The organism is Brevundimonas aurantiaca (genome assembly GCF_014199955.1).
GTDB lineage: Bacteria > Pseudomonadota > Alphaproteobacteria > Caulobacterales > Caulobacteraceae > Brevundimonas > Brevundimonas aurantiaca.
The window spans coordinates 217785-232608 of record NZ_JACHOQ010000002.1; the positions used below are offsets into that span (position 1 = coordinate 217785).

15 protein-coding genes are annotated in these 14824 nt (G+C 66.7%); 7 read left to right on the forward strand and 8 right to left on the reverse strand.

Annotated features, from left to right (window positions below; genetic code table 11):
• Positions 1–35: 35 nt before the first annotated feature.
• Positions 36–854, reverse strand: a complete 819-nt coding sequence (locus GGQ93_RS05100) for an NAD(P)H-hydrate dehydratase (protein WP_183215533.1) — start codon at positions 852–854, stop codon at positions 36–38.
• A 114-nt stretch (positions 855–968) separates the two neighbouring features.
• On the opposite strand from GGQ93_RS05100, the gene GGQ93_RS05105 reads away from it, so the two are divergent.
• A complete protein-coding gene (locus GGQ93_RS05105; protein WP_054765773.1) occupies positions 969–1307 on the forward strand; it encodes a P-II family nitrogen regulator in 339 nt (112 codons plus the stop codon).
• A gap of 51 nt (positions 1308–1358) precedes the next feature.
• The gene (glnA, locus tag GGQ93_RS05110) at positions 1359–2765 is read left to right on the forward strand and encodes a type I glutamate--ammonia ligase (RefSeq protein ID WP_054765772.1); all 1407 of its coding nucleotides are present in this window, start codon (positions 1359–1361) and stop codon (positions 2763–2765) included.
• Between the two features lie 123 nt (positions 2766–2888).
• Here the strand turns inward: glnA and tatC are convergent, their stop codons facing one another.
• From tatC to GGQ93_RS05125, 3 genes are read right to left on the reverse strand one after another with little or no spacing between them, the layout of a single operon-like run.
• The gene (gene tatC, locus GGQ93_RS05115) at positions 2889–3779 is read right to left on the reverse strand and encodes a twin-arginine translocase subunit TatC (RefSeq protein ID WP_054765771.1); all 891 of its coding nucleotides are present in this window, start codon (positions 3777–3779) and stop codon (positions 2889–2891) included.
• Positions 3776–4348, reverse strand: coding sequence for a Sec-independent protein translocase protein TatB (gene tatB / locus GGQ93_RS05120; RefSeq protein ID WP_183215535.1), 573 nt, complete (start codon positions 4346–4348; stop codon positions 3776–3778). The genes tatC and tatB overlap by 4 nt, the downstream gene beginning before the upstream one ends.
• 30 nt (positions 4349–4378) lie before the next feature.
• Entirely contained in the window at positions 4379–4591 is a 213-nt protein-coding gene (locus GGQ93_RS05125; protein WP_054765770.1) for a twin-arginine translocase TatA/TatE family subunit, read from the reverse strand.
• A 109-nt stretch (positions 4592–4700) separates the two neighbouring features.
• On the opposite strand from GGQ93_RS05125, the gene rnhA reads away from it, so the two are divergent.
• Entirely contained in the window at positions 4701–5153 is a 453-nt protein-coding gene (gene rnhA / locus GGQ93_RS05130; protein WP_182713577.1) for a ribonuclease HI, read from the forward strand.
• Positions 5154–5160: 7 nt separating this feature from the next.
• Here the strand turns inward: rnhA and GGQ93_RS05135 are convergent, their stop codons facing one another.
• Entirely contained in the window at positions 5161–5775 is a 615-nt protein-coding gene (locus tag GGQ93_RS05135) for a response regulator transcription factor (protein ID WP_054765768.1), read from the reverse strand.
• Between the two features lie 164 nt (positions 5776–5939).
• On the opposite strand from GGQ93_RS05135, the gene GGQ93_RS05140 reads away from it, so the two are divergent.
• The 3 genes from GGQ93_RS05140 (at position 5940) to GGQ93_RS05150 (ending at position 10251) form a co-directional block, all read left to right on the forward strand.
• Positions 5940–7289, forward strand: a complete 1350-nt coding sequence (locus GGQ93_RS05140) for a DcaP family trimeric outer membrane transporter (RefSeq protein WP_183215537.1) — start codon at positions 5940–5942, stop codon at positions 7287–7289.
• A 2-nt stretch (positions 7290–7291) separates the two neighbouring features.
• Complete coding sequence (acs, locus tag GGQ93_RS05145) at positions 7292–9244, forward strand: acetate--CoA ligase (RefSeq protein ID WP_183215539.1); 1953 nt, start codon at positions 7292–7294, stop codon at positions 9242–9244.
• Between the two features lie 98 nt (positions 9245–9342).
• Positions 9343–10251 (forward strand): SDR family NAD(P)-dependent oxidoreductase, encoded by a 909-nt coding sequence (locus GGQ93_RS05150; RefSeq protein WP_183215541.1) that lies wholly within the window; start codon positions 9343–9345, stop codon positions 10249–10251.
• A gap of 18 nt (positions 10252–10269) precedes the next feature.
• Here the strand turns inward: GGQ93_RS05150 and GGQ93_RS05155 are convergent, their stop codons facing one another.
• Together GGQ93_RS05155 and GGQ93_RS05160 are read right to left on the reverse strand one after the other, a co-directional pair.
• Complete coding sequence (locus GGQ93_RS05155) at positions 10270–11028, reverse strand: chorismate mutase (protein WP_183215543.1); 759 nt, start codon at positions 11026–11028, stop codon at positions 10270–10272.
• Positions 11029–11309: 281 nt separating this feature from the next.
• The gene (locus GGQ93_RS05160; RefSeq protein WP_183215545.1) at positions 11310–11885 is read right to left on the reverse strand and encodes a prephenate dehydratase domain-containing protein; all 576 of its coding nucleotides are present in this window, start codon (positions 11883–11885) and stop codon (positions 11310–11312) included.
• 201 nt (positions 11886–12086) lie between these two features.
• Between GGQ93_RS05160 and GGQ93_RS05165 the strand changes: the two genes are divergently transcribed.
• A complete protein-coding gene (locus GGQ93_RS05165) occupies positions 12087–13298 on the forward strand; it encodes an FAD-dependent oxidoreductase (protein WP_183215547.1) in 1212 nt (403 codons plus the stop codon).
• On the opposite strand, the gene GGQ93_RS05170 is transcribed toward GGQ93_RS05165, so the two are convergent.
• Positions 13276–14646, reverse strand: coding sequence for a class II 3-deoxy-7-phosphoheptulonate synthase (locus GGQ93_RS05170; RefSeq protein WP_183215549.1), 1371 nt, complete (start codon positions 14644–14646; stop codon positions 13276–13278). The two genes, GGQ93_RS05165 and GGQ93_RS05170, sit on opposite strands and share 23 nt — an antisense overlap.
• Between the last annotated feature and the right edge of the window lie 178 nt (positions 14647–14824).

Genomic DNA, 14824 nt, shown 5'->3' on the forward strand with positions numbered 1-14824 from the left:
ACTGAAGGAAGGCTGCTGCGGCGCTTGATACGGCTTCACCGCAACGCCTTCAGGCTTTGCGGCAGCACGTCGCACAGGTCTTCGGAGATCAAACCCGGACCAAACCGCGCGGCGGCGTCGGAATGCAGCCAGACGGCGGCGCTGGCGGCGTCGAAACTGTCCATACGCTGGGCGATCAGGCCTCCGATCATGCCGGCCAGGACGTCGCCGGTTCCAGCCGTCGCCAGCCAGGGCGAGCCGTTGGGATTGAGGCGCACACGGCCGTCCGGCGCCGCGATCAGGGTCTGGGCGCCCTTCAGCACGACGACAGCCTGGGCGCGGCGGGCGGCCTCAACGGCGGCGACCGCCCTGCCCTGTTTCAACAGGCCGGGAAACAGCCGTTCGAACTCGCCCTCATGGGGCGTCAGCACGTCGTCGCGGTCCAGAACGGCGAACAGTTCGGCGCTACGGCCCTTGAACACCGACAGACCGTCCGCATCGATCACCAAGGCCGCGCCGCTCAGCGCAAGGGCCTGGATGTTGGCCACCGTACCCTCGTCAAGCCCGGCGGCGGGGCCGGCGACGACGGCGTCCATCTCCTCGACCTCCCGCCCCAGGGCCTCGGGCGAGGTGAAGGGGGTCAGCATGACGGCCGTGACCGTTGAGGCGATCGTCGCGACCGCGTCGGGCGGGCAAAGGATCCGCACCACCCCGGCGCCGATCCTCAGACCGGCGCGCGCCGCCAGACGGGCCGCCCCCGTCTGATGCGCCCGACCGGACACCACCCCCAAACGTCCCCGCGCATGCTTATGCGTTTCCGGCCCAGGCCACGGAAGAAAATTGCGCCAGATCGCCGGGTCGTTGGTTTCAATCATCCGAACTCCGAATATCCGTGACTTTTCTGCGAAAACTGCTTGCCTTCGATGGCTTTGATGTGTCCCATTCCCGCCCGAACGCCGCTGCATTTCGCACGCCGTTCAGGGGTCGCCATGAAGAAAATCGAAGCCATCATCAAGCCCTTCAAGCTGGATGACGTCAAAGAGGCGCTCCAGGACGTCGGGGTGCAAGGCATGACCGTGCTGGAGGCCAAGGGATACGGCCGCCAGAAGGGCCATTCCGAACTGTACCGCGGCGCCGAATACGTCATCGACTTCCTGCCCAAGATCAAGATCGAGGTCGTCGTCGCCGACGACCTGGCGCCTGCGGTCGTCGAGGCCATTCAGACCTCGGCCCGCACCGGCAAGATCGGCGACGGCAAGATCTTCGTCTCCGACGTTGCCGACGTGATCCGCATCCGCACCGGCGAAACCGGGGCTCAGGCGGTCTGACTTCACCTGCCCCTCTTCCTCCCCAACGACCAAGAAACAGGACTTCCGAGAATGAGCGCCAGCAAGATCCTCAAAGAGATCAAGGAAAAGGACGTCAAATACGTCGACGTTCGCTTCACCGACACCCGCGGCAAGCTGCAACATGTGACCTTCGACGTCGACCTAGTCGATGAGGACTTTCTGAACGAAGGCACCATGTTCGACGGCTCGTCCATCGCCGGCTGGAAGGCGATCAATGAGTCGGACATGCTCCTGAAGCCGGACCTGACCACGGCCTATATCGACCCCTTCTATCAGCAGACGACCATGTTCCTGTTCTGCGACGTGCTGAACCCGGACACCGGCGAGCCCTACAACCGCGACAGCCGTTCGATGGCCAAGAAGGCCTTGGCCTATGTCCAGTCTTCGGGCGTGGGCGATCAGGTCTATTTCGGCCCGGAAGCCGAGTTCTTCATCTTCGACGACGTGCGCTGGAACACCCAGCCTCACAACACCGGCTACAGCTACGATTCGACCGAGCTGCCCGCCAACACCGGCGCCGAATACACCGAGGGCAATATGGGCCACCGCCCTGGGCCCAAGGGCGGCTATTTCCCGGTCAACCCGGTCGATTCGGGTCAGGATCTGCGCGGCGAAATGCTGGGCGTGATGCGTGACCTGGGCCTCCAGCCCGAGAAGCACCACCACGAGGTGGCGCCGGCCCAGCACGAACTGGGCCTGAAGTTCTCGGACCTGCTGACCATGGCCGACCGGCTGCAGCTGTATAAGTACGTCATCCACAACGTCGCGGCCGCCTACGGCAAGACCGCGACCTTCATGGCCAAGCCCATGTTCGCCGACAACGGCTCGGGAATGCACGTGCACCAGTCGATCTGGCGCGACGGCAAGCCCCTGTTCGCCGGCGACAAATACGCCGGCCTGTCGCAGGAATGCCTGTGGTACATCGGCGGCATCATCAAGCACGCCAAGGCCATCAACGCCTTCGCCAACTCGACCACCAACTCCTACAAGCGTCTGGTCCCCGGCTATGAAGCCCCGGTGAAACTGGCCTATTCGGCTCGCAACCGTTCGGCCTCGATCCGCATTCCGCACGTCTCCTCGCCGAAGGCCAAGCGTCTGGAAGCCCGCTTCCCCGACCCGATGGGCAACCCCTATTTGACCTTCGTCGCCCTGCTGATGGCGGGCCTGGACGGCATCGAAAACCGCATCGATCCCGGCGCGCCCGCCGACAAGAACCTCTACGACCTGCCGCCGGAAGAGCGCGGCTCCATCCCCGAGGTCTGCGGCTCGCTGCGTGAAGCCCTGGAGAACCTCGACAAGGACCGCGCCTTCCTCAAGAAGGGCGGCGTCATGGATGACGACTTCATCGACAGCTACATCGAGCTGAAGATGGAAGAGGTGATGCGCCTGCAACTGCACCCGCACCCGGTTGAGTTTGACATGTACTACAGCTGCTGATCGACATATCAGAGGCGAACAAAGGGCGCCGGCGCGAACCGCCGGCGCCCTTTTTGTCGTCCAGCGCGCCAAGCGAGGCGGCGGCCGTTTTCAAGGGGTGAGCAGGGAGTGGCTGGACCGGCCTCAGGCCGCTTCGGCTTCCAGATCGTCCGCCTTCTTGCGGCGCAGTTCGATCAGCCGCACGCACCAGATCGAGACCTCATAGAGAATGACCAGGGGCACCGCCAGCATCAGCTGGCTGATGGGGTCCGGCGGCGTGACGACGGCGGCGACCACCACCACGGCGACGATGGCGTAGCGGCGGCCCGAGGCCATCATCTTGGAATTGATCAAGCCGGCCAGGCCTAAAAGGGTCGTCACGACCGGCAGTTGGAAGCACAGGCCGAAGGCCAGCAGCAGCGAGGTGACCAGGTTCAGATAGTCCGAAATCTTGGTCGTCTGAGCCACGGAAATGCCGTCGCTGACCACCTGCTGCCCCAGGGAGAACAGCATGACGAAGGGCAGCATGACGTAATAGACCAGGGCTCCGCCCAGGCAGAACATCACCGGGGCGGCGATCAGGAAGGGCAGAAAGGCGCCCCGCTCATTACGGTACAGGCCGGGCGCGACGAAGCGGTAAACCTGCCAGGCCATGACCGGGAAGGTCAGGACGGCCGCGCCGAAGGCGGCGATCTTCATCTTGGTGAACAACTGTTCCAGTGGGGCAGTGGCGATCAGTTGCACCACGGCGGCCGAACCGGGCGGATAGGGTTTGAAGCCGGTCATGATCGCGATCAGCTCCAGCGGATTGGCGTGGCCTCCAGAGGCCGCCGCCGCCGCATGAATGGCCGCCGCCGCCTGATAGGGTTTGATCAGGGCGATCTGGATCTGATTGGCGAAGGCGAAACACAGGATGAAGCCCAGACCGAAGGCGACCACGCAGACCAGCAGCCGGCTGCGCAGCTCTATCAGATGGTCCATCAGGGGCGCGCGCGACGCCTCGATCTCGGCCTCGTCGCGGTCGGAGATAGTCAAAGCTCGACGGCCTTCTTGCGCGGGGTCTTGGTCTTGGCGGCGCCCTTGGCCGAGGCGCGAGTCTTCGCCGCGACCGCCCCGCCCGCCCTGGCGGTCTTCTTCGTTTTAGCGGGCGTTGCTGAGGTTTCGGCGGTCGAACTGCTGCGCTTCGACCTGGGCCTTGAATCGGGCTTCGACTTGGCCTCCGGCTCCGGCTCCAGCGGGGAGACAGGCGACGCATCGGGCCATTCATCCACCGCCGGTGTCGGCAGTGAGGCGAGGGGCGGCGGCGTCGTCAGACCGGCGTTGATCTCCTTGAAGGCCGCATCGGCCTCGGCGCCCAGGGGGTACATGGCCCCCTGCCCGCTCCGCAGCGCCTCGACCTCCTTACGCAGCTCGTCCAGCTCGGACTGGCGCGCCATCTCGTCGAAGCTGGAGCGGAACTCATTGGCCATGGCCCGGGCCTTGGCCAGCATCTGGCCCACGCGGCGCATGAGCACAGGCAAGTCCTTGGGCCCCACCACCAGCAGGGCCACCAGACCGATCACCAATAGTTCGAAGCCCCCGATACCGGGGCCGAGCCCGCCCATGCGTCAGCCCTCAAAGACCCGACGCGGACTTCAGTGCTTTTCCTTCTCCGCCTCGGTGCGCGGCAGGGCGCCGACGCCGTCTTGCGTCGCGTCCTTCTTGCCGTCGTCCGACAGGCCGTCCTTGAATGCGCGGATGCCCTTGGCGGCGTCGCCCATGATGCTGGACAGCTTGCCGCGTCCGCCGAACAGGACGGCGACCACGACAATGACGATGGCCCAGTGCCAGATGCTCATGGAGCCCATGGGTAATCTCCTCGAAGAGGCCGATGATCGGCCCCATCCACTCTTCTTCGTCCCGCATATAGGCGGAGTCATGGCCCGACGCCAAGGGAGGCTGTAGGTGTGCGCGACCATGAGTCTCTCCGATCACGTCATCATCCACACCGACGGCGCCTGCAAGGGCAATCCGGGCCCCGGCGGCTGGGGCGCCCTGCTCCAGACTGCGGGCGGTCACGAGAAGGAACTTTGGGGCGGCGAGGCGAATACGACCAACAACCGCATGGAGCTGACGGCCGCCATCATGGCGCTGGAGGCGCTGAAACGCCCGTGCAAGGTCGAGCTTCATACGGACAGCAAATATGTCATGCAGGGCGTGACCGAATGGATGCGCGGCTGGAAGGCGCGCGGCTGGCTGACCGCCGACAAGAAGCCGGTCAAGAACGCCGACCTTTGGCGACGTCTCGATGAGGCGCGCCAGAGGCACGAGGTCAAATGGCGCTGGGTCAAGGGCCACGCCGGCCATGCGTTGAATGAGCGCGCGGACCAGTTGGCGAATCGCGGCGTGGCGGAGCTGAAAAGGGCCTAAACCAGGGTCACCGGGTCAGGTCCATCTGCTGAGCCAGAATCACCGCCTGGGTCCGATTATAAACGCCCAGCTTTCGAAACACGCTGGTCAGATGCGCCTTGATGGTTGCTTCGGAGACGCCCAGGTCGAAGGCGATCTGCTTGTTCAACCGCCCCGCCTTCAACCCTTCCAGTATGCGCAGCTGCGACGGCGTCAGGCTGGCGACCCGGGCGGCGAGGTCGTCCTCTCCGGCCGTCTCCGGCGTCTCGGGCGCCCAGGCGTCGCCGGCCAGAACAGCCGTGATCGCCTCCACCATCTGCGGAAGGGCGGCGGATTTTGGGATGAAGCCTGCGGCGCCCAGGGCCAGGGCGCGGCGCACGACGCTCGCCTCCTCGCTGGCCGAGACGACGGCGACCGGAACGACGGGATGTTCGGCCCGAACGGCGGCCAGGCCCGCCATGCCTTCACTGTCGGAGAGTTTGAGATCCAGAAGCAGCAGGTCGGTCGGCGTCCTGAGGGCCGCTCGCGCCTCGGCCAGGCTGGCGCATTCCTCTATCGTCGCTTCGGGCGAGGCCTTGGAGACGGCGGACCGCAGCGCGGCGCGGAACAGGGGGTGATCGTCGGCGATGACGATTCGATCCATCAGGCGTCCTTCCCTTCGCGCGGCGTTCTTGGCGGCCACGTCGGCGGCAGCATGACGCGGTTCGACTTTGGTCGAAACTAGACCATTGGCTAATGGCCGCATACGCCCCTTGGGGAAAAGGTTCATTCGGACGCTCGCAACAGACGAGCCAGGGAGGAACCATCATGATCAAATCCAGCCTGGCGGCAGGATGCGCGGCGGCGGCCCTGCTTCTGGCCCCCGGCGTCGCCTCGGCGCAAGACGCCCAGGCCGCCCTCGAAGCCCGAATCGCTCAGCTCGAAGCCGAGCTGAACGCCCTCAAGTCCGAAGTCGTGGCCGCCCGCACCCAGCAGGCGGCGCAGCAGCAGGACATCATCCGGCTTGAGACCCGCCCGACGCCCGCGCCGGCGCCTGTCCAACAGGCCGCCGCACCGAGCGACGGTTTCCGGATCGGCGACCACACAGTGAAGTTCGGCGGCTTCGTCAAGGTGGACGCCTCGGCCTCCAGCTATTCCGGCGGCGATCCCGCCAATGGCGACGCCCTGCGTGAGTTCCATATCCCCGGCTCCATCCCCATCGGCGGCGCCGACGAGGATACGGCGACCGACTTCAACGCCCGCCAGACCCGGTTCTGGCTGACGACCGACGGCCTGGTCGGCGGCCACAAGGTCGGCACGCGGCTGGAGATGGACTTCCAGACCCTGCCCGGCACGGCGGACCAGCGCACCACCAGCCCCGCCAACCCGGCCCTGCGCCGCGCCTTCGTGACCATCGACAACTGGCTGATCGGCCAGGAGTGGACCAATTTCCAGAACACCGCCGTCCTGCCCGAATCCGCCGACTTCATCGGCGCGGCCGAGGGCACGGTCTTCGCGCGGCAGGTCCAGGTGCGTTACACGCGCGGTCCCTTCTCTGTTTCTGTGGAAAACCCCGAGACGACCGTGACCCCGTTCGGCGGCGGCGCGCGGATCATCGCCGATGACAACAGCCTGCCCGACTTCACCGCCCGCTACGCCCTGGCGCGGCCCTGGGGGGATCTGCAGCTCGCCGGTCTGCTGCGTCAGCTGAAGTACCAGAACCCGTCGACCAGCATCGATTCCACCGCCGCCGGCTGGGGTCTGTCCGCCTCGACCAAGATCAAGGTCGGCGCCAAGGACGATCTGCGCCTGATGGTGACGGGCGGCGAAGGGATCGGCCGATACGTCGGGCTGAACTTCTCGAACGACGCGGTGCTGGACGCCTCGGGCGAACTGGACGCGATCGGCGTCGTCGCCGGCTTCGCCGCCTATCGTCACGTCTGGGCGCCCGGCTGGCGCTCCAGCCTGATCTGGTCGGCGCAGTCGGTCGATAATGACACGAGCGTGACCGGTCTGGCCGTCAACCGGTCGGCCCAGAGCGTCCACGCCAACTTGATCTGGTCGCCGGTTACGGCGTTTGATGTCGGCGCCGAGCTGATGTTCGCCGACCGCGAAATCGAATCCGGCGCGAGCGGCGACATGACCCGATTGATCCTGTTCGCCAAATACGGATTCTAAAGATGCTGGAGACGTCTCGCGTGCCCGATTCCGACCTCTACCCCGTTCCCGCAGACTTCGCCGCCAAGGCCCATATGGACCGGCGAGCCTATGAGGCGGCGCGGATCGCGGCGCGCGAGACGCCCGAGGCCTTCTGGTCCGAACAGGCGAAACGCCTCGACTGGATCAAGGCGCCGACCAGGATCAAGGACGTCTCCTTCAGGAAGGAGGATTTCCGCATCCGCTGGTTCGAGGACGGCGTTCTGAACGTCGCCGCCAACTGCATCGACCGCCACCTGCCCCACCGCAAGGATGAGACCGCGATCATCTGGGAGGGCGACGACCCGGCGGACAGTCGTCACATCACCTACGGCGAGCTGCACGCGCAGGTCTGCCGCATGGCCAATGTACTGAAATCCCACGGGGCCAAGAAGGGCGACCGGGTCACCATCTATCTGCCGATGATCCCCGAGGCCGCCTACGCCATGCTGGCCTGCGCCCGGATCGGGGCGGTCCATTCCGTGGTCTTCGGCGGCTTTTCGCCCGACAGCCTGTGCGGTCGGATCGAGGACTGCGGCTCCAACCTGGTCATCACGGCCGACGAGGGCGTGCGCGGCGGCAAGATCGTGCCGCTGAAGGCCAATGTCGATGCGGCCCTGGAAAAGGTGAAGGTCGATACGGTTCTGGTGGTCCGCCGCACCGGCGCCGACGTGCCGATGATCGAAGGCCGCGACATCGACTACGCCGTCGAGGCGGCCGAGGCCTCGACCGACTGTCCGCCCGAGCCGATGAAGGCGGAAGATCCGTTGTTCATCCTCTACACCTCAGGTTCCACCGGAAAGCCGAAAGGCGTTCTTCACACGACGGGCGGCTATCTGTTCTGGGCCGCCTGGACCCATGAGCTGACGTTCGACTATCGCCCGGGCGAGGTCTTCTGGTGCACCGCCGACGTGGGCTGGGTCACGGGCCATTCCTATCTGGTCTATGGTCCGCTGGCGAACGCCGCGACCACCCTGATGTTCGAAGGCGTGCCCAACTATCCCGACGCCAGCCGGTTCTGGCAGGTGGTGGACAAGCACAAGGTGGAGGTCTTCTACACCGCCCCCACGGCCCTGCGCGCCCTGATGCGTGAAGGCGACGCGCCGGTGAAGGCCACGTCGCGCAAATCGCTGCGCCTGCTGGGCACGGTCGGCGAGCCGATCAATCCGGAGGCCTGGCGCTGGTATCACGAGGTGGTCGGGGACGGGCGCTGCCCGATCGTGGACACCTGGTGGCAGACCGAGACGGGCGGCCATCTGATCACCCCCCTGCCCGGCGCCACCGACCTGAAGCCGGGTTCGGCCACCCTGCCCCTGCCCGGCGTGGAGTTGCAGATCGTCGATGCGGAGGGCCAGGAACTGGTCGGCGCTGTCTCGGGCAATCTGTGCATCACCGACAGTTGGCCGGGCCAGATGCGCACCGTCTACGGCGATCATCAGCGCTTCTTCGACACCTATTTCTCGACCTATCCCGGCCGGTATTTCACCGGCGACGGCTGCCGCCGGGATGCTGACGGCTATTACTGGATCACCGGCCGGGTCGACGACGTCATCAATGTCTCGGGCCACCGGATGGGCACGGCCGAGATCGAGAGCGCCCTGGTGCTGCACGACGACGTGGCCGAGGCGGCCGTGGTCGGCTATCCCCACGACATCAAGGGCCAGGGCATCTACGCCTATGTCACCCTGAACAAGGGGGTCGAGGCGACCGAGGATCTGCGCAAGGCCCTGGGCGCCCACGTCCGTCGCGAGATCGGCCCCATCGCCGCCCCGGATGTGATCCAGTGGGCGCCCGGCCTGCCCAAGACCCGGTCCGGCAAGATCATGCGCCGCATCCTGCGCAAAATCGCCGAGAACGAGATCGGCTCGCTGGGCGACACCTCGACCCTGGCCGATCCGTCGGTCGTCGAGGATCTGGTGAAGAACCGCGCGGGCTGATCAGGCCGGACTTGTGCGCCGCGCCCGGCGTCGTCAAAACCGGATCAAGGGGCCGGCTGTAGCGCCGAGGGCCCCAGTGCTTGGGTGGAGACGATAGGATGACGATCCGGTTCGACGGACAGGTGGCCATTGTGACAGGCGCGGGCGGTGGTCTGGGGCGGCAGCACGCCCTGGCCCTGGCGGCGCGCGGGGCCAAGGTGGTGGTCAATGATCTGGGCGGCGCCCGCGACGGTTCGGGCGGTTCCGCCACCGCCGCCGAGGCTGTCGTGGCCGAGATCGAGGCCGCCGGCGGCGAGGCCATGGCCAACGCCGCCTCAGTCACCGACTTCGCCGCCGTTCAGACCATGGTCGAGGCGGCCATGGCGAAATGGGGCCGGGTCGATCTGCTGGTGAACAACGCCGGGGTCCTGCGCGACAAGAGCTTCGCCAAGATGGAGCTGGAGGACTTCCGCTTTGTCGTGGACGTGCATCTGATGGGGGCGGTCAACTGCACCAAGGCGGTGTGGGAGATCATGCGCGGCCAGAACTACGGCCGCATCGTCATGACCACCTCGTCCTCGGGTCTGTACGGCAATTTCGGCCAGTCGAACTATGGGGCGGCCAAGATGGCCTTGGTCGGTCTGATGCAGACCCTGTCGATCGAGGGGGCCAAGAACGACATCCGCGTCAACTGCCTGGCGCCCACGGCCCATACCCGCATGACGGAAGACCTGGGCGCCGCCCTGCCCCTGGAGGCCCTGGATCCGGCGCTGGTGACGCCGGGTCTGCTGTATTTGCTGAGCCGGGACGCGCCGAGCCGCTGTATCCTGGCGGCCGGCGCCGGCGGGTTCGAACGCGCCTATGTGACGCTGACCGAAGGCGTCCACATCTCGGGCGAGGATGCGCCGGAACAGGTGGCGGCCCAGTTCGACGCCATCTCCGACCGGGCGAAAGAGATCGTGCCGGAGATGGGCGCCGCCCAGGGGATGATCGAGCTGACCAAGGCCCAGAAGGCGCACGCCTCCTGAGCCTTCATGTCGGCGCGGTCAGCCGATCGCGCCGACGCAGCCTTCCGCCTCGCCCGGCGTCAGTTCCGCCTCGGTCAGGGCGATGGTCCAGCCGTGGTGGGTGTTCAGGCCCCAGCGACGAGCGCCGCCGCCGTCGCCGGCGTCTCCGCCGGCGGTGACGACCACGCGGCGGCCCTTCGGCAGGGCCGGCGGATCGATCTTGCCGACGGCCAGAGACGTCGGCGTCTCGCCGCCGTAACCGTCGAACACGCTCAGCATCGACCATTCACGGCGAAGGCCCATCCACCAGGCGTCCTCGGTATTGATGGCCAGAACGGCCACGCCATGGCCCTCGGCGGCGAAGGCCAGGGCCTTCTGCGGGTCGCGCACCATCTTGATGTCGGCGGCGGCGCCGAAACGCAACCGGGCGCCGTCATAGGCGCGGGTCGGCTCGATCGGGGCCCAGACCTGGACCTGCAGCCGGCCCTGACGCGCCAGCCCCCAGCCGACGATCTCACGCCAGAGGTGTTCGACCGCCTCTGCGTTTTCGGGGCGGCACTTGGACAACATCCGCGACAGGACGGTCTGCTCGCGGTCGGGGCGAAGCTTGGTGTGGGGCCCCGTGGGGGCGTCCTTGGCGCGGCCGACGGTGGCGGCGACGGCGAGACGTTGTTCGAACAGGGCCAGAATCTGATCGTCAATGGCGTCGATCTCGGCGCGCAGGGCGGCCAGGGCCTGTTGTTCCGGGGTCAGTTCGACCACTTCGGGCCACACTTTCTGGACGTTGGAATGGGGCATGGGTTCGGGCTTTCGGCAAAAGGGGAATTTCGATGTGCAGGGGCGGACAGCCGCTCTGGTCCAGAGCGGTCGCCGGCGAGACTGTCAGGGACGAAAAGCGCCCGACGCCTCAGCCGGCGTATCGAAAGCCGTAAAAGCCGTAGCCGAAATAGAGGCCGGACACCGCGCGCGAACGGTCGAAGGAAACAGAAAGAACGCGCTGGCGGGACATGGGTCCGGGTCCGGTTATGCGGATCGTTCGCGATCCGAGCGGCCTTAAAGCACGCAAAGACCGTGCGCCGTCAAGCCCTATCGGCCCCCAGGAGGACGAAACGCGTCCGGTTATCGCTGGAATCCTGAAGATCGTTGCGCAGGATCGACAGGCCATAGACCTCGGCGGCCCCTACCGGCGCAATGGCCGCCTGGGTCGGATCGCCCGCCTCGGCGACGTCGCGGGCGGCGCCGGCGGTGTCGAAATGCTCGACCACGTTCAGCTTCAGGCCCTTCAGTGTCCGTTCGCACTGAGCCAGGGCGATGGGGTGGCTGAGCACCCGCTTCAGATCGGCGATGCGCGCGCCGTCCAGTCCCATCAGGGCGTGGCGGATCGGCCGCCAGGCTTCGGCGACCACGCGAAGGCCGGAGTCGCGCACCAGGGTCGCGGCGGGTTCGACCACGCCGATGGAGGAGTTCTCGACCGGGATCAGGGCGCAGTCGCAGTCGCCGCCCTTCAGGGCTGCGATGGCCTCGGCGAAGGTCTCGAACGGCACAGCCTCGTCCCAGGGGCGAAGGGCCGTGCAGGCCTCATGACTGAAGGCGCCGGGCGCGCCCTGATAGGCGACCCGACCGGGGTTGTCGTCTTGCTGTGTTGGCTTGTCCATATTCATCACTTCCGACGGACCGCCGAAAGCCTTCCCTTTGCTGGCCGCCGATCAGACGGAGCATAGTTGTCCGAGCCGTGACCGTTTCGCGCCGTATCTGCGGCGCCGCTTTCGTCCCCACAAGCCGAATGTGATCGTGGGGTGCTTTCGGGCCGCGCATGGTGCGGGTAGCGTCGCAGTTCGCATCTTCCGGAGCCGCTCATGTCCCTCATCACCAGCTCCAACCGTCGGGCCGTGTTGACGGGCCTGGCGGGAGCCCTTGCAGGCTGCGCGCCGACGCCTGCCGTCCTGCCGACGACAGGGTTCGCCCCGCGCCGGATCGCGCCGATCCTGATGACGCCCGAGCGGATCATACGCATCACCGTCTGCACCCGTCCTTTTCGCCCGACAGGCCCGCGCCTGAACGTGGAGGCGGTCGGCGAGACCAAGGTGGTTCACAACTATGGCCACGGCGGCAGCGGCTGGTCTTTGTCCTGGGGCTCCAGCGCTATCGCAGCGCGCAAGGCCATGGCCCTGGCGGGTCTGGCGGGCGGTCCGCCCGTGGTCGCGGTGATCGGCAGCGGCGCCCTCGGCTTGACGTCGGCGCTCCAGCTTCAGCGCATGGGGGCGCGGGTGACCATCTATGCGCGCGAACGGGCAGCCTTCACCCGATCCATGCGCGCCACAGGCAGTTGGACGCCGGACAGCCGCATCGCCGACGCTGATCGCGTCGCGGCTGACTTCCCCGCCCTTTGGGAACAGATGGCGCGCGAGACCTACGCCACTCACCAGACCTATCTGGGGACAGAAGGCGATCCGGTCGTCTTTAGCGACCGCTATATGCTGTCGGGCGCGGCCGACCTGCCGCGTACGGTCGAACCGCCGCCGATCCTTACCGCGCCTGGGATAAAGCCGATCCGATTCGCCGAATACAGGCTGGACGGGCTGGCGCCGCGTTCCATCCCCCTCCCCGCCTCCGCCTCGCCCTTTCCGGTGGGGGAGACCCGGATGGTCAGCGCCATGCAGTTCAACGTCGCCGAACTGGCGCACCGGTTGGAGACCGAGTTTTCGAGCCAGGGCGGCCGGATCGAGACCCGCGCCTTCAACACGCCGACGGATCTGACAGCCCTGCCCGAGAAGATCGTGGTCAACTGCACCGGCTATGGCGCAAAGGCTCTGTTCGAGGACAAGGAGATGATCCCCGTGCGCGGCCAGATCGCCTGGCTCGCGCCCCAGCCGGAGGCCAACTACGGCCTGCATTTCCGGGGCGTGACCGTGCTGTCGCGACCGGACGGCATCGTGGTTCAGGCCACGCGCAATGACATGAACGGCGTCGGCATCGACGACGAGACGCCGGACCGGGCCGAGGCGAACGCGACCATCGGCCTCGTCGCCCCGCTGTTTCCGTCGATCAGGCGGCTTCCGACCGGCTGATCCGGCCTGCCTTCAACCGCTCGGCCACCAGGAAGGCCAGCTCCAGCGCCTGGTCGGCGTTCAGGCGCGGGTCGCAATGGGTGTGATAGCGGTTGGACAGGTCGTCCTCGGTCACGGCCTGAGCGCCCCCGATGCATTCGGTGACGTTCTGGCCGGTCATCTCCAGATGGACGCCGCCGGGGTGCACCCCTTCCGCCTCCGCCACGTCGATGAAGGTCCGCACCTCGCTGAGGATCCGGTCGAACGGCCGGGTCTTGTAGCCGTTGCCGGCCTTCAGCGTATTGCCGTGCATCGGGTCAATGGACCAGATCACCTTGCGGCCCGAGGCCTTCACTTCGCGCATCAGCTTGGGCAGGCGTTCGCCGACCTTGTCGTGACCGAAACGGCCGATCAGGGTCAGTCGGCCCGACACATTGTCCGGGTTCAGGACGTCGATCAGGGGCAGAAGGTCGTCGGCCGTCATTGTGGGTCCGCACTTCACGCCGATAGGGTTCTTGATCCCCTTCATGAACTCGACATGGGCGCCGTCCAGCTGACGCGTGCGTTCGCCGATCCACAGCATATGGGCCGAGGTGTCGAACCATTCGCCCGAACCGCCGTCCAGCCGCGTCAGGGCGCTCTCGACGTTCAGGAGAAGGGCCTCGTGGCTGGTGAAGACCTCGACCCGGCTCAGATCCGGATGGGTCTCGGGCGTGACGCCGACCGCCTCCATGAAGGCCAGGGCCTCGGTGATCTTGTCGGCCAGCTCGCGGTACTGGGCGCCGGCGGCGTTGTCGCCCGCAAAGCCCAGGGTCCAGCGATGGATGTTGTACAGGTCGGCGTAGCCGCCCCCCGCGAAGGCGCGCAGCAGATTCAGGGTCGAGGCCGACTGGTTGTAGGCCCGGATCAGACGCTGGGGGTCGGGCATGCGCTCTTCGGCCGTGAAGCCCATGCCGTTGATGATGTCGCCGCGGTAGCTGGGCAGTTCGACGCCGTCGATCTCTTCCAGAGGCGAAGAGCGCGGCTTGGCGAACTGGCCGGCGATCCGCCCCACCTTCACGACCGGCTTGCGCCCCGCGAAGGTCAGGACCACGGCCATCTGCAGGATCAGGCGGAAGGTGTCGCGGATATTGTCGGTCGAGAACTCCTTGAAGCTCTCGGCGCAGTCGCCGCCCTGGAGCAGGAAGGCCTCGCCCCGCTCGACCTGCGAGAGTTTCGACGTCAGGCGTCGCGCCTCGCCGGCGAAGACGAGCGGCGGCAGGGCGCGCAGTTCGTCCTCGACCAGGGCCAGGGCTTGCGGGTCTGGATAGTCCGCCGGCATGTGCAGGGCGGTCTTGGTTCTCCAGCTTTCGGGGGTCCAGCGTGTCATCCGGCAAGAATAGGGCCTTGCCGCCGCAGGAACAACGAAAAGACGAACAGATATTGCGGCGGAGACCCAATTCTCGGCTGGCGGCGCCGGAAAAGGCGCCGTTTTGGCGCGCCCGGACCGTGAAATTTCCACGACATCGCCATCTGGCTCTGGCGTCCTGACAGGGCCGCCCCATCTC

What these genes read in the sequence shown, in the direction of transcription:
- GGQ93_RS05160 (WP_183215545.1), bottom strand. Translation starts at nt 11,885, where the DNA reads ATGGACAAGCCAACACAGCAAGACGACAACCCCGGTCGGGTCGCCTAT.
- acs (WP_183215539.1), top strand. Translation starts at nt 7,292, where the DNA reads ATGCTGGAGACGTCTCGCGTGCCCGATTCCGACCTCTACCCCGTTCCC.
- GGQ93_RS05105 (WP_054765773.1), top strand. Translation starts at nt 969, where the DNA reads ATGAAGAAAATCGAAGCCATCATCAAGCCCTTCAAGCTGGATGACGTC.
- GGQ93_RS05135 (WP_054765768.1), bottom strand. Translation starts at nt 5,775, where the DNA reads ATGGATCGAATCGTCATCGCCGACGATCACCCCCTGTTCCGCGCCGCG.
- rnhA (WP_182713577.1), top strand. Translation starts at nt 4,701, where the DNA reads ATGAGTCTCTCCGATCACGTCATCATCCACACCGACGGCGCCTGCAAG.
- GGQ93_RS05170 (WP_183215549.1), bottom strand. Translation starts at nt 14,646, where the DNA reads ATGACACGCTGGACCCCCGAAAGCTGGAGAACCAAGACCGCCCTGCAC.
- GGQ93_RS05100 (WP_183215533.1), bottom strand. Translation starts at nt 854, where the DNA reads ATGATTGAAACCAACGACCCGGCGATCTGGCGCAATTTTCTTCCGTGG.
- GGQ93_RS05140 (WP_183215537.1), top strand. Translation starts at nt 5,940, where the DNA reads ATGATCAAATCCAGCCTGGCGGCAGGATGCGCGGCGGCGGCCCTGCTT.
- GGQ93_RS05150 (WP_183215541.1), top strand. Translation starts at nt 9,343, where the DNA reads ATGACGATCCGGTTCGACGGACAGGTGGCCATTGTGACAGGCGCGGGC.
- glnA (WP_054765772.1), top strand. Translation starts at nt 1,359, where the DNA reads ATGAGCGCCAGCAAGATCCTCAAAGAGATCAAGGAAAAGGACGTCAAA.
- tatB (WP_183215535.1), bottom strand. Translation starts at nt 4,348, where the DNA reads ATGGGCGGGCTCGGCCCCGGTATCGGGGGCTTCGAACTATTGGTGATC.
- GGQ93_RS05155 (WP_183215543.1), bottom strand. Translation starts at nt 11,028, where the DNA reads ATGCCCCATTCCAACGTCCAGAAAGTGTGGCCCGAAGTGGTCGAACTG.
- GGQ93_RS05125 (WP_054765770.1), bottom strand. Translation starts at nt 4,591, where the DNA reads ATGGGCTCCATGAGCATCTGGCACTGGGCCATCGTCATTGTCGTGGTC.
- GGQ93_RS05165 (WP_183215547.1), top strand. Translation starts at nt 12,087, where the DNA reads ATGTCCCTCATCACCAGCTCCAACCGTCGGGCCGTGTTGACGGGCCTG.